At 60.8% G+C, this 25,311-nt stretch carries 24 protein-coding genes and 3 pseudogenes; 21 read left to right on the forward strand and 6 right to left on the reverse strand.

Annotation, left to right across the window (positions count from 1 at the left end):
- The first annotated feature begins 385 nt into the window (after nt 1-385).
- Nucleotides 386-1,279 (forward strand): recombinase family protein, encoded by an 894-nt coding sequence (locus ACOYQJ_RS20825; protein ID WP_422907932.1) that lies wholly within the window; start codon nt 386-388, stop codon nt 1,277-1,279.
- Nucleotides 1,280-1,340: 61 nt separating this feature from the next.
- On the opposite strand, the gene ACOYQJ_RS20830 is transcribed toward ACOYQJ_RS20825, so the two are convergent.
- Nucleotides 1,341-1,736, reverse strand: a complete 396-nt coding sequence (locus ACOYQJ_RS20830) for a PIN domain-containing protein (protein ID WP_068293322.1) — start codon at nt 1,734-1,736, stop codon at nt 1,341-1,343.
- Complete coding sequence (locus ACOYQJ_RS20835) at nt 1,726-1,953, reverse strand: AbrB/MazE/SpoVT family DNA-binding domain-containing protein (RefSeq protein WP_422907933.1); 228 nt, start codon at nt 1,951-1,953, stop codon at nt 1,726-1,728. The genes ACOYQJ_RS20830 and ACOYQJ_RS20835 overlap by 11 nt, the downstream gene beginning before the upstream one ends.
- A 236-nt stretch (nt 1,954-2,189) precedes the next feature.
- Here ACOYQJ_RS20835 and repA point away from each other — a divergent pair, with 236 nt between their 5' ends.
- The 3 genes from repA to repC all read left to right on the forward strand — a co-directional run bounded on the left by repA (nt 2,190) and on the right by repC (nt 5,788).
- Nucleotides 2,190-3,377: a plasmid partitioning protein RepA gene (gene repA / locus ACOYQJ_RS20840; RefSeq protein ID WP_068293325.1), complete on the forward strand. Its 1,188-nt coding sequence runs from the start codon at nt 2,190-2,192 to the stop codon at nt 3,375-3,377.
- Complete coding sequence (gene repB, locus ACOYQJ_RS20845) at nt 3,374-4,390, forward strand: plasmid partitioning protein RepB (RefSeq protein WP_422907934.1); 1,017 nt, start codon at nt 3,374-3,376, stop codon at nt 4,388-4,390. The genes repA and repB overlap by 4 nt, the downstream gene beginning before the upstream one ends.
- 177 nt (nt 4,391-4,567) lie before the next feature.
- Nucleotides 4,568-5,788 (forward strand): plasmid replication protein RepC, encoded by a 1,221-nt coding sequence (repC, locus tag ACOYQJ_RS20850; protein WP_422907935.1) that lies wholly within the window; start codon nt 4,568-4,570, stop codon nt 5,786-5,788.
- Between the two features lie 135 nt (nt 5,789-5,923).
- Here the strand turns inward: repC and ACOYQJ_RS20855 are convergent, their stop codons facing one another.
- Nucleotides 5,924-7,126 carry a Fic family protein gene (locus tag ACOYQJ_RS20855; protein ID WP_422907980.1) on the reverse strand — a complete coding sequence of 401 codons (1,203 nt, stop codon included), beginning with the start codon at nt 7,124-7,126 and terminating at the stop codon, nt 5,924-5,926.
- A 293-nt stretch (nt 7,127-7,419) separates the two neighbouring features.
- Between ACOYQJ_RS20855 and ACOYQJ_RS20860 the strand changes: the two genes are divergently transcribed.
- The 6 genes and pseudogenes from ACOYQJ_RS20860 to ACOYQJ_RS20885 all read left to right on the forward strand — a co-directional run.
- Nucleotides 7,420-7,890, forward strand: coding sequence for a hypothetical protein (locus tag ACOYQJ_RS20860; RefSeq protein ID WP_422907936.1), 471 nt, complete (start codon nt 7,420-7,422; stop codon nt 7,888-7,890).
- A 40-nt stretch (nt 7,891-7,930) separates the two neighbouring features.
- Nucleotides 7,931-8,752 (forward strand): annotated as a pseudogene (locus ACOYQJ_RS20865) (ArdC family protein); the annotation flags it as partial.
- A gap of 170 nt (nt 8,753-8,922) precedes the next feature.
- Nucleotides 8,923-10,161, forward strand: coding sequence for a tyrosine-type recombinase/integrase (locus tag ACOYQJ_RS20870; protein WP_422907937.1), 1,239 nt, complete (start codon nt 8,923-8,925; stop codon nt 10,159-10,161).
- Complete coding sequence (locus ACOYQJ_RS20875; protein ID WP_422907938.1) at nt 10,158-11,522, forward strand: tyrosine-type recombinase/integrase; 1,365 nt, start codon at nt 10,158-10,160, stop codon at nt 11,520-11,522. The genes ACOYQJ_RS20870 and ACOYQJ_RS20875 overlap by 4 nt, the downstream gene beginning before the upstream one ends.
- A complete protein-coding gene (locus ACOYQJ_RS20880) occupies nt 11,519-12,517 on the forward strand; it encodes a site-specific integrase (RefSeq protein WP_422907939.1) in 999 nt (332 codons plus the stop codon). Before ACOYQJ_RS20875 ends, ACOYQJ_RS20880 begins: the two co-directional genes overlap by 4 nt.
- 95 nt (nt 12,518-12,612) lie before the next feature.
- Nucleotides 12,613-12,738 (forward strand): annotated as a pseudogene (locus tag ACOYQJ_RS20885) (ArdC family protein); the annotation flags it as partial.
- A gap of 88 nt (nt 12,739-12,826) precedes the next feature.
- Here the strand turns inward: ACOYQJ_RS20885 and ACOYQJ_RS20890 are convergent.
- From ACOYQJ_RS20890 to ACOYQJ_RS20900, 3 genes are read right to left on the reverse strand one after another with little or no spacing between them, the layout of a single operon-like run.
- Nucleotides 12,827-13,369: a luciferase domain-containing protein gene (locus ACOYQJ_RS20890; RefSeq protein ID WP_422907940.1), complete on the reverse strand. Its 543-nt coding sequence runs from the start codon at nt 13,367-13,369 to the stop codon at nt 12,827-12,829.
- A gap of 43 nt (nt 13,370-13,412) precedes the next feature.
- On the reverse strand, nt 13,413-13,907 hold the full coding sequence (locus ACOYQJ_RS20895) for a nuclear transport factor 2 family protein (protein ID WP_422907941.1): 495 nt from the start codon (nt 13,905-13,907) through the stop codon (nt 13,413-13,415).
- 24 nt (nt 13,908-13,931) lie between these two features.
- The gene (locus ACOYQJ_RS20900; RefSeq protein ID WP_422907942.1) at nt 13,932-14,411 is read right to left on the reverse strand and encodes an ester cyclase; all 480 of its coding nucleotides are present in this window, start codon (nt 14,409-14,411) and stop codon (nt 13,932-13,934) included.
- 150 nt (nt 14,412-14,561) lie between these two features.
- On the opposite strand from ACOYQJ_RS20900, the pseudogene ACOYQJ_RS20905 reads away from it, so the two are divergent.
- From ACOYQJ_RS20905 to ACOYQJ_RS20955, 11 genes and pseudogenes are all read left to right on the forward strand, one after another.
- A pseudogene (locus ACOYQJ_RS20905) lies at nt 14,562-14,717 on the forward strand (helix-turn-helix domain-containing protein); the annotation flags it as partial.
- A gap of 39 nt (nt 14,718-14,756) precedes the next feature.
- Entirely contained in the window at nt 14,757-15,413 is a 657-nt protein-coding gene (locus ACOYQJ_RS20910) for a substrate binding domain-containing protein (RefSeq protein WP_422907981.1), read from the forward strand.
- A 170-nt stretch (nt 15,414-15,583) separates the two neighbouring features.
- Nucleotides 15,584-15,973: a DUF3768 domain-containing protein gene (locus ACOYQJ_RS20915; RefSeq protein WP_422907943.1), complete on the forward strand. Its 390-nt coding sequence runs from the start codon at nt 15,584-15,586 to the stop codon at nt 15,971-15,973.
- A gap of 157 nt (nt 15,974-16,130) precedes the next feature.
- Complete coding sequence (locus ACOYQJ_RS20920) at nt 16,131-18,113, forward strand: ParB/RepB/Spo0J family partition protein (protein WP_422907944.1); 1,983 nt, start codon at nt 16,131-16,133, stop codon at nt 18,111-18,113.
- A 72-nt stretch (nt 18,114-18,185) separates the two neighbouring features.
- Nucleotides 18,186-18,878 (forward strand): regulator, encoded by a 693-nt coding sequence (locus ACOYQJ_RS20925; protein ID WP_422907945.1) that lies wholly within the window; start codon nt 18,186-18,188, stop codon nt 18,876-18,878.
- Nucleotides 18,878-19,531 (forward strand): DUF6927 domain-containing protein, encoded by a 654-nt coding sequence (locus tag ACOYQJ_RS20930; RefSeq protein ID WP_422907946.1) that lies wholly within the window; start codon nt 18,878-18,880, stop codon nt 19,529-19,531. Before ACOYQJ_RS20925 ends, ACOYQJ_RS20930 begins: the two co-directional genes overlap by 1 nt.
- 126 nt (nt 19,532-19,657) lie before the next feature.
- Nucleotides 19,658-19,984 (forward strand): type II toxin-antitoxin system PrlF family antitoxin, encoded by a 327-nt coding sequence (locus ACOYQJ_RS20935; RefSeq protein WP_375700422.1) that lies wholly within the window; start codon nt 19,658-19,660, stop codon nt 19,982-19,984.
- Nucleotides 19,981-20,499 (forward strand): type II toxin-antitoxin system YhaV family toxin, encoded by a 519-nt coding sequence (locus tag ACOYQJ_RS20940; protein ID WP_055296362.1) that lies wholly within the window; start codon nt 19,981-19,983, stop codon nt 20,497-20,499. The genes ACOYQJ_RS20935 and ACOYQJ_RS20940 overlap by 4 nt, the downstream gene beginning before the upstream one ends.
- A gap of 94 nt (nt 20,500-20,593) precedes the next feature.
- Nucleotides 20,594-20,758 carry a hypothetical protein gene (locus ACOYQJ_RS20945; RefSeq protein WP_422907947.1) on the forward strand — a complete coding sequence of 55 codons (165 nt, stop codon included), beginning with the start codon at nt 20,594-20,596 and terminating at the stop codon, nt 20,756-20,758.
- A complete protein-coding gene (locus ACOYQJ_RS20950) occupies nt 20,748-20,900 on the forward strand; it encodes an antitoxin PaaA2 family protein (protein ID WP_422907948.1) in 153 nt (50 codons plus the stop codon). The genes ACOYQJ_RS20945 and ACOYQJ_RS20950 overlap by 11 nt, the downstream gene beginning before the upstream one ends.
- Nucleotides 20,901-21,003: 103 nt before the next feature.
- Nucleotides 21,004-25,266, forward strand: a complete 4,263-nt coding sequence (locus ACOYQJ_RS20955; protein WP_422907949.1) for a strawberry notch-like NTP hydrolase domain-containing protein — start codon at nt 21,004-21,006, stop codon at nt 25,264-25,266.
- The last annotated feature ends 45 nt before the right edge of the window (nt 25,267-25,311 follow it).

Genomic DNA, 25,311 nt, shown 5'->3' on the forward strand with positions numbered 1-25,311 from the left:
GTGAAGCGCTAAGGTGAAATTCCAGCGCTTCAGTTTCAGCTTACTGCTTCAATTGAAATCGGGAACTAAACGCGACACTCGGGCGACTGTTCCACCTCCTCAGCGTCGAGGAAGAGAGTTTCAGATTCATCATGAAAGGCAGGTGCTTGAGGCTTCATATGTGCAAAATACTGGAGTTTTGCATTTTACCCAAGGGTTTTGTCAGAGTGCACCCACGCTTCTTATATAGCACGCACAGGCGATGGTCGACGAGGGCTCTCTGATCGCGCTCGCTGCATAGAAACCAAGGGCTTTACGTTGAGCAGGGCCACAGAGAGCGCCCTTGCATTCGTTTTCAAACGGTCGTTTAGTAGCGGTATATGTAATTGCAAACGGCCCCGTTTTCATGCCCCTGATAGGCTACGCCCGCGTATCGACAGAGGATCAGACCCCCCTGCCCCAGTCTGAGGCCCTGCAAACTGCGGGATGCGTCGAAATCCATGAAGAACACGCCTCAGGCGGCAATCGTGCGCGGCCGGTGCTTGCCCGCTTGCTGGAGCGCATTAGCAAGGGCGACACGCTGGTTGTCGTTCGGATCGACCGGCTTGCGCGGTCTCTGTCACATCTGCTGGAGGTGATCGAACGGCTTGAGGCCAAGGGGGCGTTCTTTCGTTCCATTCAGGACCCGATCGACACCGGATCCCCGCAAGGCAAGTTCACGCTGCAGGTGTTGGGCGCCGCGGCCGAGTTCGAGCGGGCACTGATCCGCGAACGTACCAAGGCGGGGCTGGCGAGCGCCCGTGCAAAGGGCCGGGTCGGCGGGAACCCGGGCCTACGCGCCCGCGATCCAGCGGCGCTACGCAAGGTGCGGCTCGCGCGGCAAGACGGCTACATGGACCGGCTGAACAAGACGGCTCAAGACTGGGTGCCACAAGTCCGACGACTTCGACCCGATATGGCCTGGGAAGATGTGCTGCGGATCATCAATGGCCCCCTGCCCCACGACCGCCACTGGACGCAAAGCTGCCTTTTGCGCGCAGTGAAAGCCTATGTGCGCGACGGGTTTCTGCCCAATGAAGTGCTTGGCCGCGCCAGACGCCGCGAAACCGACGATCGCCTGCCGGCGATTGTCGCAGCGATCAAGGGCGCGGACCCCAACATCACGCTCCAGAAGATCTGTGACCGTCTGGAATCCATGCGCGAACGCACTCCGCGCGGACGCGCCAGCTGGCAGCCGTCGTCCGTGAGGATGCTGCTGGAACGCGCGGAGAAGTTGGGCTTGCTGAAGTGCGCGCAATAAACACAACCTTGCAAATCTTCCAACTCATGGAACGATTGTAAGGTTGCAGCCCGTTTTCTGGTCAGGTGAATGGATTCACGACGCGTAACTGATCTTCGACCAGCAATCCGTCGTGCATATCTTCGCTCCACAAAGTCGTGCATCCAGCAATAAGAGCGGCCGACACAATCATCGCGTCATAGACCGACAGCTGGTATTTTTCTGCCAAAGCTCGGCCCACAAGATGGGTTTGCACAGACAGGTCCTCGACTGGACACAAGGATTGGACCCCTGCAAGAAAAGCGCCGGTCTCCTCCCAACTGAGACCGGCTTTCCTCCTGCAATTGACCATCGCTTCGTTCAGGACCTGCACACTGATCCGTGGCCCCTGCCCCAGGATGTCTTCCGCCCGATCCGCCTTTGGGCCGTCGTCAAGAAGGTAAAGAACGATATTTGTATCCGCGAATTCAGCGCTCATGCGTAGCGTCGCGGCTCAGGCGTGCGCCCTTGGATAGCTTTCCGCGAAACCGCCTTAGCCCTTGCAGGACTTCATCGGCGCGAGGTTGGCGCTGGACAAGCAAAGTACCGTCGTCCTTTATCAGATCGATTTGGTCTCCCTCTTTAAGGCCAAGTTCGCGTACAAGTTCGGCAGGCAGCCGGACCGCGAGCGAATTCCCCCATTTTGCAACTTGCATGGTGTCGTTCCTCCAGGTGGATATACGATCCTATATGTATATCATCCTGCCGCAATTGCCAAGATCAGCATTCGACGACGACGGCGAACGGGCTTGTGTTTCGACGGTGAGATCACACAAGATGTGGAAAAAACTTGCGCGAATCCAACTCTTACGGCAATAGTCACGGAAACGAGGCAAAAAACGTCAATAACCGTGAACACGCCAAAGATGCGTAGCGCGGATCGAGAGGGCAGATGAACAAGACTTTCGTGCATCAGGACCTGAACGCGGTCATCCGCCAGCATTCCGAGTGGCTGGCCAACCAGCTGCATTCGCAACGCGAGAGCCTGTTTCCCCCTGACGCCACAAAGGAAATGCGCAAATTCACCTCCGGCGAGGCGGCAGCGCTTCTTGGTGTAAACGACTCATACCTGCGCAAAATCAACCTTGATGGCAAGGGCCCTTCGCCTGAACTGACGGCCGGCAATCGTCGCCTGTATTCCGCGCAGGACATTCAGGCCCTGCGTGTCCTGCTGGAAAAGACCGCGCGCAAGCCTGGAGACTATATCCCCGGACGGCGTGACGGCGATCACCTGCAAGTCATCGGTGTGATGAACTTCAAGGGTGGATCGGGCAAAACCACGACTTCGGCACACCTTGCACAGCGGCTGGCCTTGCGCGGTTATCGCGTCCTGGGCATTGATCTTGATCCGCAGGCCTCATTCACGGCGTTACATGGCGTACAGCCCGAATTCGATCTGACAGATGGCGGCACGCTCTATGACGCGATCCGCTATGACGACCCAGAGCCGATCCGCGCCGTCATCCGCAAGACCTATATCCCGAACCTCGACCTAATCCCAGGCAATCTGGAACTGATGGAGTTCGAACACGAAACGCCGCGTGCTCTTTCACAAGGCAACGCAGGCCTGTTCTTTTTCCGCGTGAAAGAGGCGTTGGCGCAGGTTGACGGCGATTACGACGTTGTGGTCATCGACTGTCCGCCGCAACTGGGCTTTCTCACCATGTCCGCACTTTCGGCCGCCACCGGCGTGCTGGTCACAATTCATCCGGAAATGCTCGACGTGATGTCGATGTCGCAATTTCTGCGCATGACGGCTGATCTGATGGACGTGATCGCCGAAAGCGGTGCGGACATGTCCCACGACTGGATGCGCTATGCGCTGACACGCTATGAACCTCAGGATGCACCACAAAACCGGATCGTCGCCTTTCTGCGCACCATGTATGGCGATGCGGTGCTCAACTCGCCAATGCTCAAATCCACGGCGATCTCCGATGCAGGTCTGACAAAGCAAACCCTATACGAAGTCGAGCGGAGCGCCTTTACCCGCACGACCTACGATCGCGCCCTTGAAAGCCTGAACGCGCTGAACGACGAAGTCGCTGATCTTATTCAGAAAACGTGGGGGCGGGCATGACGAGTGGCAAGAAAAAACGGATGTCGATGCTCGACAATCTCGCGGCAGCCGGTGGCCCGGACCCTACCCCTCAGGCTGGTGCCGTAACCCCTATGATGACGTCCAACCGCGCCCTGCGCTCGGCCCGTGATGCGGTCGATTCACATCATGTCTGGGAACTCGACCCGGCCAGTATCGTCGACGACCGAATGGCCGACCGGCTTGATCCGGCGGATGTGCATGATCTGCGCGCCGCAATCGAGGCGAATGGTCAGACCGTACCAATTCTTGTGCGCCGGCACCCGTCAGAGACGGACCGCTATCTGCTCGTCTATGGTCGCCGCCGGCTCGAGGCGATCCGCCAGTCCGACAAGGTCGCCAAGGTGCGCGCACTGGTCGCAAATCTGGATGATGACAGTGCCCTGCGTGCGCAGATTTCCGAAAACATGGCGCGCCGCGATTTGTCCTTCATTGAAAAGGCGATATTTGCGCAAGAACTCGTATCGTCGGGCTTTGGAAATCAATCACAGGTTGCAGAAGTTCTGACCGTGACCAAATCTTCGGTGTCCATGGCCATCGCCATCGCCGACATGGTCGGTACAGACCTCATCCGCGCCATCGGTGCTGCACACGGCATCGGCCGACCCCGGTGGGAGGCCGTGGGCCGTGCCATCGCGGACAACGACCTGGATCGGGGCAGCCTGATCCGCCTTGCTGAGGAAACCCATGGCAAGGCCGATGTGGCCATGGTGATTGATGCCGGGCCTGCGACCGACGATCCCTCTGTGCAGGCGTTCGAGGCCGTGTCGAAGGTTGTCACAAGGTTAGTCAAACCGGCCAAGGCCCCCTCCCCTTCTGCTGCATCCAGTCAGCCGCTCAGGATTGGGGGCAAACGTGGCGGCACGCTCAAACGCACCGCCAAAGGGATCTCGATCGAGTTGCAGAATAGTAAGTTTGCCGACTGGGTAGAGTCTGAAGCCGATGATTTGATTGAAGAACTTCACGAACGCTGGAAGCAGCGTTCAGAAGACTGAGGAAGAGCAGAAACCAAAAACAGGAGGCACGAAAAAGCCAAAGAAAAGGTCCCGCAAAGCGACCGCCCTACGAGACCCTGACTTGTTCTTAGCACTTTCAAGTTAGTCTCGGACGCCGTTTTTCGCAAGTCTTAAGTGATTCGCGGACCGTGATTTCTTTGTCTTCGTGAATGTAAAATGGACTACACCCCCGTAACGCCTTTCAGGCGACCCATAAATGCTGCCATTCTGCACTATCAGGCAGCGGTGCAACAGGACCTCCCCCCTTCCGGCGTCAACAAATGGGAAGCACTTCGCGAACTCGCCGCTGCCCGTATCGCCTTCGGCTTGTCCGACCGTGATTTGAGCGTGCTTCAGGCATTGGTAAGTTTCCATCAGGCCACGATCGTTGGCGGGAACCATAGTGAAACTGTCGTGCATCCGTCCAACAAGGCTATCTGTGAGCGCCTGAACGGTATGCCCTGCTCGACCATGCGGCGGCATCTGGCGAACCTGGTGCAAACCGGTTTCGTCGTGCGTCGCGACAGTCCCAACGGCAAACGCTACACGCGCCGATATGGAGACGAAAAGATCGCTTTCGGCTTCGATCTGGCCCCCCTCGCCCAACGCTTCGTCGAAGTGTGCGAAGCCGCAGAGGCTGTCCGTGCTGCGGAGGAGCGCTACAAGCGGCTTAGAACCACTGTAAGCCTCATGCGCCGTGATCTAGCGGGTCTCGTCGACTACGGCCGCTCTCTGCGCCCTGACCGCGCCATCTGGGACCAGGCGTCCGACCTATGCGTCCTGACGGCGCGTGACCTTCGCCGCAAGCTCGACTTTGCAGAGTTGCAGCAGATGGAATCTGCGTTGTCCGAAGCCCTCAACGCCATTCGGGACCTGTTGGAACCAGTGCAATCACAAGATATGAGCACCAATGAAGTCACAAATGAGCAGCACTATCAGAATTCAAATAAAGACTCTTATGATTTTGAACCACGCTTAGAAAAAGCGCAGGGCGAGGGCAGCGCCTCCGATCCGGCGACAGCACTGGTTGCAGAGGGTAGTACTGATGAGCCTGTCTCGGTCGACAACAATCTACCTAGAATACCCCTCGGTCTCGTTTTGGCCGCTTGCTCTGAATACCGAACTTATGCTGAACGACCTGTGCGCCACTGGCATGATCTGGTAAGGGTTGCCGATGTAATAAGACCTATGATGGGCGTCTCTCCTTCAGCGTGGGATGAGGCCAAAAAGTACATGGGCCCGGAAGAGGCATCGGTGGTCATCTTGGCAATGTTGGAACGCTTCGGCGACATCCGGTCACCTGGTGGGTATTTGCGGTCGCTGTCTGCAAAGGCTGCGCTCGGTGAATTCTCCTGTGGTCCCATGATCATGGCCCTTATGAGAAAGGACGCTGCATGAAAAGTTCACAGCTGTGAACTGCGTCTTGTTTCGTCGCGCAGAAGACAGGTTCACAGCTGTGAACTAATTGCTTAGGGGATTCGTCCACTTTCTCCCTGGGCGCGCTTTCCTGCGCAGAGCGCGGACTAACGAAAATCACACAGTCAGGTCACCATCTCCAAACAGGTTTGGAAGGAGCCGCTCTCGATAATCCAACGGGAACGCCAACCGAACTGGAGTCTTCGGCGAGACGGAGATCAGGTATCCGGCGGCGGTCAGTTTACTCAGCGTGTTGCGTGCCGTACGCTCGGACGTCTTGAGCACAATCTGCGCGTCGCCACGTTCCAGTGCGCCATGCCGAAGAACCGCCGAGATTAGTTCCGGCGCTCGCTTGTCATCGATGGTATCTGCAACAAGACGACGATACCGTTGGTCCAGTCCGCCGAGATCGAACAATCTTGCTGAGAAGGTGATCTGGTCGAGCGTCACCTTTAGGAACCATTCACTAAACGTCTTCAGTGCTGCTTCTGACAGGTTCCCCCGTCCGTCGCGGTCTCCGCGGCGTGGACTGTCGGCCAGATCCATCATCCGCTTGTACTCGCCCCGATCGGTTAGCCCGCGGGCCAGCCCACGTGATACGGACCAGAGCCCTTGGCCACCAATCCCCGCTGTGAGGGCCATGGCATGAGACATCAGTCTGCTGACACGGCCGTTACCATCCGGGAAAGGGTGGATGTAGTTGAGCCGGTGATGTGCAGAGGCGATCGCGATGATCCGTCCGCTCGAAGACCGCGCCGCAATCTGAAATCGTTTGTCGAAATGGTCCATGAATGCCGCGACGCGCGACGATGAAGGAGGTAGGTGGCGCCCGACCGCAACTTCCCGATCATCATCCTGCCGCATGCGTCCCGGAACGATGGGCTCTTGTGTGCCGTCGGGATGTTCGATGACCCGAAACTCTTCCGGCATCTCGTCGTAGAAGCTCTTATGGACCCAAGTCAGGAATTCGACGGATGTGGGGCGGGGCAGGGTGCCCTTGCGATGCATCTCGTCGATGGCCCGTTGAACGATGACGTGCGCCCGGGCCTCAAGGGCGAGGGGACGGGTTTCTTCCTCAAGCTCGGCACCAGCCAGCGCCCTTTCGATGTCGCGGGGGCGCGTGTTGTGTCCTTCGATCAGGTTGGAGTAGTAGCAGTTCATCACACGGACGAGATCGGCAAGTTCGGCTGCGCTGTCAGGATGCAACCCTTGTCCCAGCCCGGTGGCTTCCCTCTGGATGTCGACCGAAAGGTCTGCCAGTTCTGTGGGAATATGCTCCTCGAAGAAGCAGGGTTCGATCCTGGCGGGTGTTTCCAGCATTTTTGCCGATCTTCCATGTTTGCAAAGTAATTGAAAAATAAACACATTTCGTACTTTCAAGCAAGGTTTTGCCGATATGCGTTGCCGATCTTGCCTGCCGATCTGGAATTGCTGCATGAAATCAATGGCTTCGGCAGAAGGGCCGGGCTTTTCGGTTTTGTTGTGTGCCCAAAGGGGCCGGAAAAAGAGAAAGTGTTCTTCGGGTTTTGTGACTGACGGATGAGGGCCTTTGGGGTCCCTCAGATGGGTCCGGGCCGGGTTCCGGTCTGCCGTTCCGGATGAAGGGCATTCCTATGCAATCAGGTGTCTTGCGCGTGCTCCGCGCAACCGCCGCCTCCTGGTGGCGGCATAGAGAGCTGCGCCGAACTGGCCAGACGGCGCTGGCACAGCGGCTCGAACGCCAGACCGTCCTGCGTGATCTCGGCTATCTGAAGCAGGCGGCGTCATTGCCAAACGCGCATGTGATCTGCGGGGAGGGTGGGACATTCCTCCATCTCGGTTGGACCACCGTGTCGACCTTCGCGCCGATCGAGCGCTTTCCCTTGGCCGCCCTCGCGGTCGCACGAGGAACGCCGTTCATCGATATCCGATCCGTCACCGATGTCACCGCCTTCGCGAACTTGCCGTGCGTGGCGCGGGACGGATCGGTCGACCCTGACCCTTGCGGTCCTGGCAGGTCCGTCTCGCTGACCACCTACATCGACATGGTCGAAGCCCTCGGTGCCAGGATCGCCAACGATCCGCGCCCCCGCCAGTCAACCTGATCACCATTCCCTCTCACCAACACTCGAAAGGAGGCCAGCCATGGCCCGATCCCGCACGCCCGAATTCGATGCCTCCGAGGTCATCACAAACGAAATCATCCGCATCATCGAGCGCGGCGTCCTGCCGTGGCGCAAGCCATGGACCGCAGGTGGCAGCTCTCGTCCCCTGCGCGTGGGCGGAGAACCCTACCAAGGGGTGAACAACTTCCTGCTGACGATGCGGACCGTGATGGCGGGCCACAGCTCTCCCTTCTGGATGACGCTGCCGCAAGCCAATGCGTTGGACGCAAAGGTCCGCAAGGGCGAGAAGTCCTCTGTCGTCGTTTATTACGGTCAAAGCCGGAAAGACGCGGGCGCATATGAGCATGACCGCAGCGACGGGGATGATCGCTCCGAGGAGGCCCGCATCTTCCGCTTTCAGAAATCCTACCGCGTGTTCAATGCCTGCCAGATCGAGGGCTTGCCCGACAGCTTCTTTCCGGACCCGGAGCCCGTGCCCGAGCATCCGCGGTCCGAGCCAATCCCGCACATGCAGGCGTTTTTCGATGCCATCGACATCACGACCGTCTTCACGGGCACGGAGGCGTACTATTTGCCACCCGTGGACAAGGTCTACATGCCGTCCATCACGCGGTTCCAGGACCCGCGCAATTTCTACGGGGTCTGGGCCCATGAGCTGGCCCATGCCACGAAAGCCCCGCATCGGCTGAACCGTGATTTCGGGTTCTCGAAGTTTGGCAACACGTCCTATGCGCGCGAGGAGATCGTCGCGGAATTGACCTCGGTGTTCCTGGGTCAGACGCTCGGCTTCACGGCGCATACGCTCGAGATGAATGCTGCCTATCTCCACAACTGGCTGCGGTAATGATGAGCTCATCATTAGCGCAGTTATCGCGAGGACGGCATAATGCGGAGGGGAATTTCGTAGCCCGTTTGATTTCAATGTGTTGGGCTGGGGTGCTGTTGCCCTTGCTGCGCATTATTTGAGACAGGAGGTTCCCTTGGTTGGCCCAACTAACCAAGGAGAACCAAATGTCATCATCCCAATCTGAGGAGCTTTCCAAGCTTCGCGACATGCTGCGCCGTCAGCGCTATAGCCCGACTGTCATTCACAATTATTGCCTCTACGCGGGTCAATTCCTCGCTTATCTGGAGGAGCGCGCGATTGACCTGCGCGACGTCACCCCGGACCTTGTCGCACAATACCTGCGCCACGCAGTCCGGCAGTTCCAACTGGATCGCGGGCGCGCACCGGGGTCCAGCTGGGCATCAATTCCGCGGTCGGGCATTCACGCTTTGCTACGTTCCGCTTTGTCAGAATGGCCGCCAGCGCCGCCTGCCATGACCGAAGCGGAGCGCTTCGCCCACGAGATCTGCGATCAGTATGAGCGATGGCTGCGGGCCGAACGTGGTCTGGCCGAGCCCTCGATCACGGCGCTGATGTGGGAGGCGCGCCACTTTTGCAAATGGTTCATCCAGCGAAACGGAAAAGCCGGTTTTGCCGATCTGAGCGTGCGCGACATCGATGCCTACATGGACATCAGGGCGCCGGGCCTGACTCGCAAATCGCTCAAGGATGTGGCCGAACGGTTGCGCGGCTTTCTGCGACATCTACACCGGAGCAAGCTGCATCTGGATGACCTCTCGGGTCATGTGATCGCGCCGCTTCTCTACGCCTACGAGGGCATTCCGTCGATCCTGACCGCCGAACAGATCGTACATGTGCTAGAGGTGGCGGGGCAGGACGTCTCGCCTTTGGGTTTGCGCGATCACGCCATTCTTCAACTCCTTTCCAAGTATGGCCTTCGCTCAGGCGAGGTCGGCCGGTTGCAAATCGGCGATATCGACTGGCGTGTCGATACCCTGCGGGTGCAGCGTTCCAAGACCAATACCATGGCTGTTCTGCCCTTGATGGAACCCGTGGGGGAAGCGATCCTGCGGTACTTGCAAGGCGGCCGTCCGGATACTGATGCGCGCACCATCTTCGTACGAAGCCGGGCGCCCTATCAGGCGATGAAGGCGGGCGGCCTCTATGGCGTGGTCAAGCGTCGTCTCGCTGCCGCCGGGATCGAGCTTGCTGGCAAGCGAGGGCCACACATCTTCCGTCACGCCCGCGCAGTCAGCATGCTGAGGGCATCCACCCCGCGCAAGATCATTGGCGATGTGCTGGGCCACCGTTCCCTGGAGGCGACAGCTCCCTATCTCAAGCTTGCCACGGAAGACCTGCGTGCAATTGCCATCGACCTTCCGGGCCGGGAGGTAAGACAATGACGCGCTGGCCTGAAGATGGCGATGTGATCATCGAGAACTACATCGCTCAGCTCCCATTGCACTACGCGATAACGCCAATCTACTATCGCCAGGCGCTGAACAGCTTCTGGCAGGTGGTGTTGCGGTTTGGCGCAACCGACCGGCAAGCACTTGAATACTGGCTGCGCGAGCGCGGTGAGGTCTGGGCCCATTCAACGGTGCAAAACCGCGCCCGGATTGTCGCCCGTTTCCTTGATGCTCTGGCGAATGATGGAAGAATTGCCAGCAATCCGATCTCCGACCTTCGCCGTAACTATAATGCCCGCAGTGACACGGGCATCATACGGGCTTTGATGGCCCCTGATCCCGATCAGGCACTCGAGGTGTTGCGACAACCCCGACCGTTCGAGAGTTCATTGGGAGGGCTGATGCGCGACCATGTCGAACGGATGCAGCGCCGGGGCTACCGGTATGAGGCGGCCGACGTCATTTGCCGCAGGTTCGACCGCTTTTTGCAGCAACGACCCGATCTTGATGGTCAACCACCGGAGACCCTGCTTGAGCACTACCGAAGGACGAAGGCGACCGCGAACCATCCGGCCGAATGCGAGAAACTGGCCCGTATCCTGAACAATGCACTGTGCCACGGCGATCCATCACGGCCCAAACGGCGACCGGACAACCGGCCAGTGAAGCAGGTCGCTCGCGGCTGGCGGCGTCCGCATATCTACAGTCCCGAGGACATCCAGAAACTGCTTGCAATCGCCCGGACCTACCCGTCGCCGCGCGCGCCGTCGCGTCCGATCAATCTCTATACGATGCTGGTTCTGGCCTATTGCGCCGGATTGCGAATTGGCGAGATTGCAAGGCTGACGCTTGGCGACGTTGACATGCAGGCGGGGACCATCGCGATCCGGGAAACGAAGTTCTTCAAGTCCCGCCTCTTGCCGCTGTCGGAGAGCGCGATAGATGCGTTGCGCGCGCTTCTCGAAGCGCGGCAGAAGGCCAACGTGTCTCGCAGCCTTGACGCTGGCTTGTTCTGGCACGATCAGAATAACCGTTATTACGTTCGGGCAACTATTAGCGATCATCTGGTTGCCATTCTGCGCATGGCAGGTCTCAAACCCGCCACGGGAAAAACTGGGCCGCGCATCCATGACCTACGCCACACCTTCGTCGTTCACCGAATCCTCGAATGGTACCGGCAAGGCGTGAATCCCCAGGAAAAGCTGCCGTATCTTGCAACATATCTCGGCCATCGCGACATCAACTCCACGCTGGTCTACATCACCGTGACCCAGGAGCTGTTGCACGAAGCCAGTGAGAGGTTCCGGGCCTTCGCCACGCCCGGCAATGCTGAACCGGCGGAGGTGGCATCATGAAATCTGATCCGCTCCCCCAATTGCTGCGCATGTTCTTCACTGACTGGATGGTCCAGCAACGCAACGCCTCTGTGCACACCATCAAGTCATATCGTGATACCTGGCGGCTCTTTCTGCGCTTTGTCGCGGCCCGGCGTGGCAAGCCGGTTGTTCGCCTAGCGCTGAGCGAATTGACCGCGGCGGAGGTCATCGCCTTCCTGCAACATCTTGAGATCGAACGCGGTGACACCATCGGCACCCGGAACTGCCGTCTCGCTGCCCTGCGCAGCTTCTTCGGCTTTGTGGCGACGCGCGAACCGGAACTGATGGCCCAATGCGCGGACGTCATGAATGTGCCCACGAAAAAGGCACCGATCCGCGCGCCGGATTACCTTGAGCCCGAAGAAGTGCAGGCGATCCTGGCTCAACCCGACCGGTCCACGTTGATCGGCCAGCGGGACCATACCTTGCTGTCGTTCCTCTACAACACCGGCGCTCGCATCCAGGAAGCGCTTGATCTCTGCGCGCAGGCCATCAGGTTTGAGGCACCCGCCTGCGTGCGATTGTACGGAAAAGGCCGCAAAGAGCGGATCAGTCCGCTCTGGCCGGAGACGGTCGTATTGCTGAGGTCGCTACTTGAACGAACACCGAGGCCAGCCAATGAGCCTATCTTTGTGAACCGCTACGGCAACCCCCTCAGCGCCTCGGGTGTGCGCTTCAAGCTGGCGGAATATGTCCGGGCGGCTGAAAGGACCGTGCCAACGCTGGCGAGAAAACATGTGACACCGCACAGCTTCCGGCACGCGACGGCCGTGCATCTGGTAGCCGCCGGCGTCGACGTCACGGTGATCCGCAGCTGGCTTGGTCACGTCAGCCTTGAGACCACAAACCACTACGCCCAGGCCAACCTGGAAACCAAACGCAAGGCGCTGGAGCGAGTTGAAAAACCGAAGACCAGTAGTTCGCCCTCGTGGCGGCGCGACCAAAGCGTGCTCGACTGGCTGGACACACTCTGATCGGCGCTACAGATAATGCGGAGGAAAAATGCCGGAAGCACCGAGAAACAAGGGGCTTGCCGGACTTCCTCCGCATTATGCCGTCCTCGCGATAATTGCGCGTCCTTCGGTCGGACAAGGGCGCGATCTTCCGGCACGCCGCGGACGCGCAGCGGGCCTGCGATTACCTGATCGCCAGATCCGAGACGGGCAGGGCGGGGGAGGGCGCGCAGGCTGCTTGACTATGCTTTGCTGCAAAGCAGAAAATGGCAGCTATGAGCCAACAATGACCAATGCCGCACGGCATGCGAATGGCTGCTATCGCTACGTTTACGGCAAGGCCTCGCCAGTGATGTAGGTATACGACCCTCGCAACAGTTGCAGCACCACGTCCAATTCGGCTTCAGTCATTGGGGTATAGATCATCACGAACCCCTCCCAACCCGCGCGCTGGTCGGCCCAAGGATGTGCCACGGCCCAACCGGCGTCTTTCGCGGCAAGAGCTGTGTCTGGGTGCAGCGAGGCATGCAAGCTGCCATCAGGGTGAAGATGCGCAAACTCGCGCCCGCCAACGATGGCCTGCGGCTGCGCGATCGACACGTCGCTCGTCAGTTGAAACCCGACCGCACCCGGGAGTGATACGCGGGTCGCCCCAAGAACAACCCCGGGAAATTCAGCGACTTGACGCAGCATTTCTTCCGACAACTCAGGGACCGGCGATACGCCGATCTGCACGTGCGGCACGCCGTCAGTGGTGTCCGGACGCGCGCCATCCCGCATCGGGAAAGTCACGTTCTGAGCGGAGGCGGGCGCCACTGCAGTGAGCAGCGATACTGCGGCCGAGATCAGAAGCAGGTTTGAAAGGCTTGGCATCTCGATATCCTCATGGTCCCGGCCGCAGCGTTGATTGTCTGGCTTAAGCGGCGTGGAACGCCTGGCTTACGGCATATGTGTCCTCGAACCAGTTCCAGAGCACGACCTGTCCGTCACGCACCTTGGCTCGCAGGGCAAAGGTGAACGCGTCGGTTTCCGCGCCGGAGGCCGTCAGCCGCAATTTCATCCGCCCGAACACGGCCACGGTGTCGCCGGAGGCGAAGGCGTCCTGATTTTCCCATTGGGTCACCTGAACATTCCGTGAGAACGTGCCAAGGAAGCCGAAGATCGTCTCCTTGCCTTCCCATGTGCCGATCCATGGCAAGGCGGGATCACCTTCGTTTTGCCAAACCATGTCATCGGCCATAAGCGCGCCCATGGCATCCATGTCACCACCGCCCATGGCCCCCATGAAGGCCATGACCGTATCGAACGAGGCTTGGGTTGCGTCGTCGGTGGTCTGCGCGGTCGCTGGCGCTACGAGGGTGAACCCAGTTACTGCGGCTGCGGATGCGGCCAGAAGCTGTCGTCTGTGCATTTTGATACTCCAATTGGCCGACGCTTACTGTCCGCGCAGTTGTTGCAGTGCGCTGGCCCAGTCTTCGACGTGGTAGGTGCGGACAATCACACCGTCGTACAACTCGTGGATATCGATCGTCAGGATATCAAAGCTACGTCCCTCACCATCGACACCGAAGAACGGGCCTGTAGGCGTTCCCGTCGCGCGGCTGCGCACGGTTACGAAATCACCATCCTGATGCATCGCCTGCACGGACCAGTCGAGATCAGGAATGAGTTGGCTGAAGAACCCCATCTGGCCGACGAAACCGTCGCGCCCCTCGTTCTCGCCGGAATAGTCGCCAACGCTTTCCCAGCTCTCGGACGTCGCGCCAAGGAATGCCGCGACATGCGTTTCCGAACCAGGGTTGCTAAGCAGATCATAGAAGGTCTGCACGGTCGCCATGTCGTCTGCGGCTGCACTGGTTGCGATGGCTGTCAGGCCAAGCGCGGTCGCTGCCAGAGTTGTTCTGAATGCGTTCATGGATGTATCTCCTGGTCGGTCAATGACGGTGCCGCGCGGGGTTGCGGGCCTCCTCCCGTCAAGATGGACAAATCCAGATACCAGCATAAGATAGGATAGATAAGTTTAACTATTCGGATTACTTGCATAATGATCGACCGACTGCGGCAGATGGCAATCTTCGCAAAGACGATTGACCATGGATCATTCCGTGGTGCTGCGCGGGAACTACGGCTGTCGCCCTCGGTGGTCAGTCACCATATCTCGCAGCTTGAAGAAAGCCTTGGCGTCGCGCTGATCTATCGCTCGACCCGCAAGCTGACGCTGACGCGCGAGGGCCACAGGCTTCTGGCTGCAGCGCAAAAGATGCTGGAGGCCGTCGAAGGCGAGTTGGCTGATCTGTCGGTGTCCGCAACTGCGCCAAGCGGTGAGCTTCGCATGACAATTCCATCCGTCCTGTCACAATCGCATTTCACAGAGCAAATCGCCGCCTTTTCTAAAACGCACCCTCGGATCAAGTTGTTTCTGGACTTCTCAGACACGCGGCGCGCGCTCATCGATGATGGCTTCGATATTGCAATCCGAATGGGGCCGAAGGCGCAAAACTCCGCGACCACACGCAAACTGTTTTCGGTCAATCGCAAGTTGGTCGGGTCCGCTGAATACCTCTCATCGCGACCGGTTCCCGATGATCCCAAGGACCTTGTAGATTGGGACTGGCTGGCATTGACACCTGCGCAGAACGTGCCCTTGGAATTCCGTAAAACTGGCGTCAATCAAGCAACTATCAAACCGGAAGCGCATATCTTTGCAAACGATGCCCAGGCGCTCTATCGTTTTGCTCGCGCGGGCCTAGGACTTGCAATCGTTCCGGATTTTCTGGCCAGCGATGATGTTGAAGCAGGGTCAATGCAATATGTTCTGTCGGATTGGAAATTACGCGCGATTGATGTCTTTGCAGCTTGGCCAGCCAACGCTCCAAAGCATGGCCTCATTCATCTGGCATTGGATGCCTTTAGTTAGAATAGACCCTGAAGCTGCCAATGACCCAGTCGTAGCGAAAGCACTGTTTTCCCGCTGAGCGGACTATCGGAACTGTTTGGTTCGGGCAGGTTTGGACGGGGTCTTATGCCAAGCGGAAAAGAAAAAGCGGGCTTTGAGAAGGGTGTTTCAAGTTCTCAAAGGAGATCCCCATGTCCATGACCGTTCAATCCCAGCCAGACCGTCCGGATCCGACCGTGATCGCGGCGCAGAACGACGCGTTTCGCAAGCTCGCGTGCCTTGGAGTGCCGCCCGCCCAGCCCATCCAGGGCCGGATGCATGTCACCCGCTCGCTTATGGAGGCCGGTGACGGCTTCATGGCCGAGGCGGTGAAGGCCACCGGTGCGTTCGACACCTTCGAGCCTGAGAATGACCCGGAAGGCTGGCACGATTTTGGGGCGGTCGAGATCCGGGGCGAGACCGTGTTCTGGAAAATCGATCTCTATGAGGCAGATTCGGATTTCCGCTACGGGGCTGAGACCCCGGACAATCCCGCCACCACCGTCCGCGTGCTGACCATCATGTTGGCGCGCGACTGGTAGGCGAGGGGACACCCCCAAGCCTTATACGTCAAGCAATGAAGGCCCACTGACCCCTCAAAGGGAGAGTGGGCCTTTTGTCGTGGTGATCCCTGAAGCCGGGGATTGGTCACGCGCATGAAGGCGCGGGCCACACCTCACCCACCTGGAAGGATATCCCATGACCACAAGCTTTGCTCCCCTTACCGTCGCCATCGGCGATCTGGTCCCGCATCCCGCCAATGTGCGCAGCAACTCTCCGGAAACCTATGACCCCGAGAACATCGCGCATCTGAAGGCCAGCATCGCTGTGCTTGGCCTGCTCCAGCCGCTCTTGGTCCAGAAGCTTGACGGCAAATATGCTGTCCTCGCCGGTGGCCGGCGCCATGCAGCCCTGAAGGAGCTGATCGCCGACAAGACCACCAAGGGGTTCACCGCGAAAGCCAAGGTCGACTGCCGCCTCGTGCCGGAAGACTGCGACGTCACCACGGCACTGTCGCTGGCCGAGAACATCACCCAGGCACCGATGAATGCCATCGACGAGTTCGAGGCCTTCGCCCGGATGATGGAGGTCGACGGCCAGACGCCCGAGACGATCGCGAAGACCTTCGGTACGACCGTCGTCGCCGTCAAAGGCCGGTTGCGCTACGGGCTGATCCACCTCGACATCCGCGCCGCGGCCCGAGCGAAGACAATCACGCTTGATACGATGAAGGCCTTCGCCGAGCACCCGAGCCAGGAGGTGCAGCGCGAGGTCTTCGAGGCGCTCACGAAAGACGGCAGCTATCTGCAGGCCTATACCGTTCGACAGGCGCTCAAGTCCCGCGGCGTGCAGGTCAGCGATGATATCGGGGCTTTCGTGCGCGCGGATTACGAGGCGCGGGGCGGCGCTGTCGCGGCCGATCTTCTGGAAGAGCATTCCGTGCTCGAGGATGCGGCGCTGGTCGAGACCATCCTGCTCGAGAAGCTCGGTGCCGCTGCCGAAGAGGCCCGTATGAGGCTGGGCTTTGCCTGGGCCGATGCGATGGTGCGCTATGATTACGCGACCATGGCGGACTATGGCCGCGTCTATCCCGGCCCGATCGAGCCCGATGAGGCCACCCAGAAGCGCATCGATGAGATCACCGCCGAGCTTGAGAAATTGCAGCTCGAGATGGAGGATGAGGGGCTCGAGGACGGAGCCTACAACGCGCTTTACGAGCGCGTGGACGCTCTGGAAGAGGAAGCCCGCGATCTGCAGGAGGCCTACAGCACCGAGGACCTCGCCCGCGCTGGTGTGATTGCGTCCTGGTCGGGCGGTCAGGTGACCCTCCATGTGGGCCTCGTGCGCCCGGAAGACACCGTGAAAGAGGAAGGCGCGCGCGGCTCCTCGGCTAGCCCGACCGGGGAGGAGCCCCCGGACGCCGACGAAATCACCTACCCGGCCTCGCTGGCAGAGGACCTCAAGACCGAGCGGGCCATGGCCCTTGGCGCCGCGATGGCGCTGCATCCGGAGGCCACGCTCGATCTGACGCTCTTTAAGCTAGTGAGCGACGTTCTTGCCAGCGGCATGAGTGTCACGCAGGCGATCAAGGTCGAGGCCCGCAAGGAATACCGCAGCCACGCCAAGATGGACGAGATCGATGGCGCCTCGCTCGAGCAGGTGGCGGCGGTGCATGATGCGCTTGACCTCTCGTGGCTCGATGACGCCCGCGCGCCCGCCGATCAGTTCGCGGCGTTTCGCGCGCTCGATGCAGGGGAGAAGGCCAAGCTCGTGGCCTATGCCACGGCCAGCACCACGCAGTCCTGCTTCGCGCGGGACCCGCGGCGCGACAGCCTGATGCATGCGTTCGAGATCGAGATCATGCCCGACATCCGCGCCTACTGGACGCCGAATGCGGCGCTCTTCAACCGCTTCAAGAAGGCCTGGCTCCTGAAGATCCTCGGCGAAGATCTGGGTCTGGCCCAGGAGGCGATGACGCTGGCCTCGTCGAGCAAGAAAGAGATCGTCGCTTTCTGCGACAAGCTCTTCGCCGAACCCTTCGCTACACTCACGGACGCGCAGCGCGCTGCCGTGGCCGCCTGGTGCCCGCCGATGATGCAGACCGCCGGGGACGCCTCTGATGAGGCGGAGCCCACTGCGGAAACCCCGGAGCCTGACAGCGAGGTCGCGCAAGCGGCCTGAGCCATCACGCGACCCGCGCGAGGCATTCCCCGCGCGGGTCGACCATTCCAAACCGAACAGAAAGACATCCCCATGGCTATTCTCAAGTTCTCTGCCTCCGCAGTTGCGGCGCAGATCGCCCATGCGCGCGCCTGCAAAACCTTCCTGCCCAACTGGAACGGGCCTGTGGACAGGCCCGCCCTGATCCTCATCGTCGGCAATGGTGTGCATCTGCGCTCAAACGGCATCGATGGCACGACCACCCGCATCGTCACCACCGAGCAGGCCGATCCCTCCTTTGCCTTCGCCGACGGCATGAACCCGTTTCGGGATACCGACTGGATGGCGCAGCGTCGCATGGCTTTTCGTGATCTGACCGGCCAATTCTACACCGACATCCTCGACGATGTGCAGGTGCTCATCGACCGGGGGCGAGGGGCCATCCGGCTCGCCACCGATGGCCACAGCATCCGCGTCTTCGTGCGCCGCGCCTCGGACTACCTCATCGGCGGAACCTACGAGGTGCCCTCGGGCCTCGGCGGCACCTTCCGTGTCATCCTCAAGGATGCCTGCGACACCTTCGCGATCGTGCAGAACTGCGGCAATTCGGCGTTTTGGGAATACGAAGATGATGAAGCAGCACCAATGTCTCGAGAGCGCGCAGCGCGGCAGGGTATTGGTGCTTCGACATATTCCCATAAACGCTGCGAGGATTTCGACGCCATGCAGCCCTACCGCGTGCCGCTCGATGCCCTGATGGAGATTGATGATCGGAGGGCGGCTTAATGGGATGGCTTTTCTACACCGACGGCCGCGTTAAAACCTACGCGGATGAGAGAGCGGAGATCACCCGGCTCTGCACCTTCGAGGGCGACAGGCGCAAAACCGAACTGGTGAAAGCCTGCAAGGTCGGCTCAACCTGGTATGCGGCGGCAAAGGTCACCAATCTTGACGGCACCCCTGTCGAGGACACGACCTATGTCACAGATGCTGATGGCTCGATCACCTTCGGGGCTGTCTTCCTCACCCGATACGATGACGGCTGCTGGGGCTACAAGGACATGGAGGAAAGCGCGGGACCGGTCGAATCCCGCGCGCCACTGAGCCTATTGGCCCTGCTGTCCGAGCTGAAAGACCCAGACAGCTACGCCCAGGACTGGCGTCAGCGTTGCCGGGACTGGGCTGCGATCCCGGACTACGAGGAAGGCGACAAGATCAGGCTCGCCACGCCCGTGACACTCACCGATGGCAGCACCTGCCAGATCGTCACCGCGACCCACTACAGGCGGGGTCGGCAAAAGCGCCGCTGTTACCGCATCGAGGAAACCGGTGGGCTCGTACGCCTGTCGAAGGCCTCGCTTGCGGGCTCGGAGCTGCTCAGCTCCGCGAAGGGCGCGGCCAGTCCTGTGCTGGCGGAGTTCCTGGCGGGGCGAGATTAGGTCCTACGCCGGACGGTTCATCGACCTGCCCGGCGACAGCAGATCCTGCGGCTTGTCTTGACAGGGCAATGCAAATGCATTACCTATCGCAGGCAGCAAAGACCCCCATTCTTTCAGGAGACTGCCATGACAGCGCTCGCACAAGATGTCTCGAAACTCACGGATCGATATCAGACGACCGTGCCGGCGGGTGTGCGCAAGCAGCTCAAGCTGGGCAAGGGCGACCAGATTCGCTACTGTACCGAGCCGAGTGGCAGGGTCTATATCGAGCCCGTGCGCGGCGACGAGGAAGATCCCGTGCTCGGAGCTTTTCTCGATTTTGTCGAGGCCGATATCAAGGCGCATCCGGACCGCATTCGGGCGTTCGATGGGGCTTTGCATGACCGTCTTGCAGCACTGGTCGGAGACGTTGACGTCGATCTCGATGCGCCGCTATCGCTCGAGGATGAATGAGCGGCGATAGCGTGCCCGCCCAAGCGCCCCTTGTCGTAAACGGATGGTCGATTTATGCGCATCCGCTCTTTCTGGATCAGCTCGAAGGGCTGATTGAAGAGGTCGAGGCGCGTAAGGCACGCGATCCTAAGACCTGGCGCAAGAAAAATTCCACGAAACGGCTGGCCGCCATCTTCAAGCTGGTCACCGAGGCCATACCGGCAGATCCGGGTGCCGCCGCCTTCCGGCAAGGCGGCACACTCGGCGATCACCGCAAGCACTGGTTCCGGGCGAAATTCTTCCAGCAGTATCGGCTGTTCTATCGGTTCAACAGCGATGCGAAGGTCATCGTGGTGGCCTGGGTGAACGACGACAAGACCCTGCGCGCCTACGGCAGCAAGACGGATGCCTATGCGACGTTCAAAGGGATGTTGGAAGATGGCAATCCACCTGACAATTTCGACGCGCTCTTGAAAGAAGCTGCAGCGGCGGGCAAGCGGTTCGAAACTTCCCTTGAAGCGGTGCCCGATCGGTAAGTGGGCCAGCTTGCTCTGACCCTTTGGCATTATCGTTTACGACGCCCCGCTGGAAGATGTAGCATCGGCTGATAATACGGTCGGAGAAAGCACAATGATTGAGGCGGAAAAGGATAGGCAGCACCTCGGGCTAGAGGAGCAATGCGCGCCTGACCTGACGGGGCACCGTTTCCCAATTGCTGTGCACGTTGCAGACATGCCCGATGACCTCGGCAAGCTGCTGGATATCGGGCTCGAGGAGCATTTCCGTGGCCGCTGAAGCGAATTCGTATGACACGTGGTTTCGCATGAAGGTAAAGGCCGCGCTTGAGGATGCACGCGCCGAAACTTCACAGGTTCAGGTGATGCAGGCCGCACAGGCATTGATTGATGCGAAGCGGCGGGTCGAACCCAAGTCCTGACCAAGCCTTGGAGGTCGGCGCGGTCTGACCCCCGTCACCCTGAAAAGCGAAAGCGGGCTTTTTGTCCTTTGGAATTCAGACCCTGATCCAAAGGAAAATCCCCATGACCAAGCCCAAACCGGCAAACCCGGCTCTCTCGATCTCCCACCCTGATCTCGCCTCTGCCCTCGCGCATCTCGGCGCGGAGGTCGACAACCAGCCCCTGCGCAGTTCAGCGCTCGCGCGTATCATGCGCGAGACGTTCCATGGCAGCGATGCCGGCGGTGCCTGGGACTGGCGCATGGCATATGACCTGATGCAGGCTGCGGCTGTTCAGGTGCTGCTGCGTGGGGACGGCGCGGCAGGTGACATCGCCGCTGCAAGGCTGCTTGCCTCGCGGCTTCTGACGGAAACCCGCCGCTCCGAGCAGCAGATCCGGCTGCAGCAGTTTTCCACGCCGCTGCCATTTGCGGCGCTGGTCGTGCGGGCGGCGGCGATCCGCAAGGGCGAGACCGTGCTGGAGCCCTCGGCTGGCACCGGTGCCCTGGCAGCTTTCGCCGCCCGGGCCGGTGCCACGCTTCTGCTCAACGAGATCGACCCCTTTCGCCAGCGCCTCCTGCGCGCGGTCTTCGGCAGCGAGGTGACTGGCCATGACGGCGAGCATATCGACGATCTGCTGCAGACGCCGGATTTGCCCGACGCGGTGGTGATGAACCCGCCCTTCGCCTCTTCGGTTGATCGCTCCCGCGACAAGCACATCGCCGCCAAGCATCTTATCGCGGCTGCCAAGCGCTTGGCACCGGGCGGGCGGCTGGTGGCGATCATGCCGCCGGGGTTCACGCCCGAACGCGATGCCGCGCATTGGTCCCGCGCCTGCGGTCTCCTGACGCCACGATTGGTGCTGACGATGCCGGGGCAGGTCTATCGCAAGCTCGGCACCTCTGTCGAAACCCAGCTCATGGTCTTCGACAAGGTGCAGGAGGACGGCGAGATGATCCGCGCCCCTGTGCGGGATCTGGATGAAGCCCTTCCTTTTGTCGACGCCGTGGCCGCGACCCGGCCCGAGATGCGCACCGTACAACAGGCAGCGGCGATCCCTCATGCTCGGCCGACCGTTCGATCATCTGTCCCGCGCAAGACCGCTGCTGCGCCTGTCGCCGCCTCCAAACCCCGGGCCAATGCCGTCCGTCCGCTCAGCTTCACGAGCCTTCAGACCCCGCGCAACAACATGCCCATCTCGGACATCTATGCGCGCTACCGTCCGCAACGGATCGAGATTGCGGATGCGCAGGAACATCCCACGCCGCTCGTTGAAAGCATCGCCATGGCCTCGGTTGCCCCGCCCATGCCCTCAAATACGGGCCGTGATGACTTGCGCCTGCCCGCACGGTTGATCGAGGAGGGACATCTCTCCGAGGCGCAGCTCGAGACCATCATCATGGCGCATGATGCCCATGGGCGCGATCTGCCAGGGCGGTTTACCATCGATGACGACCAGACCAAGCTGACGCGCGCCGATGATGACCCGGACGCACGGGCCTATCGCCTCGGGTATTTCCTCGGCGACGGCACCGGTTGCGGCAAGGGCCGCGAATGCGCGGGGCTCATCCTTGTCAACTGGCTGGCCGGGCGCAGAAAGGCGATCTGGGTCTCCAAATCCGCCACGCTTATCGAGGACGCGATCCGCGACTGGACCGATCTCGGCGGCTCGCCAGCCGACATCCAGCCGCTCTCCAAATGGAAACCGGACCAGCCCATCCCGATGGGCGACGGGATCCTCTTCGTCACCTACGCCACGCTGCGCTCGGCGGGAAAATGCGGCACCACGCGGCTCAGCCAGATCCTCGACTGGATGGGCGAAGACTTTGAAGGCGTGCTGGCTTTTGATGAAGCCCATGCCATGCAGAACGCGGCAGGGTCCGATCAGGGCAGGGGGGTCAAACCCTCCCAGCAGGGCCTTGCTGGCCTGCGGCTGCAACTGGCAGCACCCCGCGCTCGCGTCTTCTACATCTCGGCCACGGGTGCCACGAGCGTGCACAACCTGGCCTATGCCGCGCGGCTGGGGCTCTGGGGGCAGGGCCCCGAATACCCCTTCCCGAGCCGCGAGAGCTTTGTGTCGGCGATGGAAGCTGGCGGTGTCGCCGCCATGGAGGTGGTCGCGCGCGATCTCAAGACGCTCGGGCTCTACACGGCGCGTGCCCTCAGTTTTGATGGGGTGGAGTATGACGTGCTCGAACACGCGCTCACTCCGGCCCAGATCGAGGTCTATGACGCGTACGCTGGAGCGTTTCGCACCATCCACCACAATCTCGAAGCCGCGCTGACGGCGACCGGCGTCAACGACGCCTCGGGCGAGACCAATGCGTCAACCGCACGCGCCTCGGCCAAGTCCCGCTTCGAGAGCACGAAACAGCGCTTCTTCAACCATCTCCTGATGGGCATGAAGGCTCCAAGCATTATCCGCGCCATCGAGGACGATCTGGCGGCGGGCAAGGCTTGCGTCATCCAGGTGGTCTCGACGGGCGAGAGTCTGCTGAAACGCCGGCTTGAGACGATGGATCCCGAGGATGAACTCGTCGAGGGTGCCTTGACGCCGCGCGACTATGTTCTCGGCTACCTCGAACAGGCCTTCCCAATCCATGCTCAAAAGCTCGTGGAGATCGATGGCAATATGGTGGCCGAGCCGCTCCGCGATGAAACTGGCGCGCTGGTCGTCTCGCGCGAGGCGCTCGCTCTGCGTGACGCGGCCATGATGGAGTTGATGACGCTGGCTCCGATCCCCTCGGCGCTCGATCAGATCCTCTGGGCTTTTGGCGACGAGGCCGTCGCAGAAGTCACGGGGCGGTCCATCCGGCCCCTCAAGGCCGAGGATGGTCATCTCTTCATCGAAAAGCGCGCCGCCAGCAGCAATTCATCCGAAACCCAAGCCTTCATGGACGGCGAAAAGGATATCCTGATCTTCTCCGATGCAGGCGGCACGGGCCGGTCCTATCACGCGGCCCAAACGGCGAAGAACCAGAAACGGCGGCGGCACTATCTTCTGGAGCCCGGCTGGCGCGCCGACGCGGCCATCCAGGGGCTCGGGCGCACGCATCGCTCGGCTCAGGTCAGCGCGCCCTTCTTCCGGGTCTGCACCTCGGATGTGCATGGTGAGAAACGCTTCACGTCGACTATAGCCAAACGCCTCGACCAGCTGGGGGCCCTGACCAAGGGTCAGCGCGAGACCGGCTCGCAGGGCATGTTCCGCGAGGAGGACAATCTCGAAAGTCCGATCGCGCGCGCGGCGCTGCGTGGGTATTTCGCCGATCTTGCCGCCGGGCGCGCCGAGGCGATGAGCTACGAGAGCTTCACCGACTGGACAGCCCTGCGTCTGATCGACAAGGACGGTGTGCTTCTCGAAGAGCTTCCGCCGATCCAGCGGTTTCTGAACCGGGTGCTTGCCCTTCCCATCCACATGCAGAACGCGCTCTTTGCCGAGTTCATGAGGCGGATTGCCGATCAGTCTGAGCGGGCGCGCGCGGCGGGCACGCTCGATCTCGGCGTGGAAACCCTGCGCGGCGAGAAGATAGAACAGGTCTCCACGGAAGATCTCTGGACCTGCCCGAAATCCGGCGCGGTGACGCGGATCATCGGACTGGAGGTCACCGACCCAGTCCATGTACTGGGCGCCAAAGAGGCCATGTCGCGCAATCCCGACAAGCTGCCGATGGTCAATCGCGCCTCCGGTCGCGGGGCGCTCATCTCGGCGCGGCCCATGCAGATGTATGACGAGGATATCGTCACGCTGATGCGCAAGGTGTTGCGGCCAAACGGGTCGAGCTATCTCGAAGAGGCGCGGTTCGAGTCCTCGGCCTGGGAAGAGATCAGCAGGCCCGAGTTCGCACGGCTTTGGGATGCCGAGGCTGCGTCCCTGCCGAAAACCACCACGACCAAGCTCTACCTGCTGACCGGGCTTTTGCTGCCGATCTGGAAGGATATTCCGACCACGAATGAGCGCATCTACCGGGTCACGCCCGATGGGGCGACCGCCATGATCGGGCGTACGCTGAGCGAGGAAGGGGCGGCCGCGCTGCGCGCCCGCTTCCTCGACCCCAATCCGCAAACACCGCAGGAGATGCTGACCGCCGCCCTCGGCACCACCGCGCCACTCAATCTGGGCCGGGGTCTGACCCTGACCCGTCGCCGGGTCGCGGGCGCGATGCGCCTCGAGCTGGGCGGCGCGGACAAGGGCATGATCGACGGTCTGAAGGCAATGGGGTGTTTCACCGAGATCATCGCCTTCCAGCTGCGGGTGTTCCTGCCGCATGGGGACGGGATCGACACGGGCCGCATTCTGGCCCGGATCGTTGGGCAGGGAGCCGCTAGAGCTGCAGAACAAGCCGCCTGAAAAGTCAAAGAGGGCTTTGGGCCGGGCGTCGCGGATCGGGGTTTG

It is taken from the genome of Pacificoceanicola algae (assembly GCF_049341065.1).
GTDB lineage: Bacteria > Pseudomonadota > Alphaproteobacteria > Rhodobacterales > Rhodobacteraceae > Pacificoceanicola.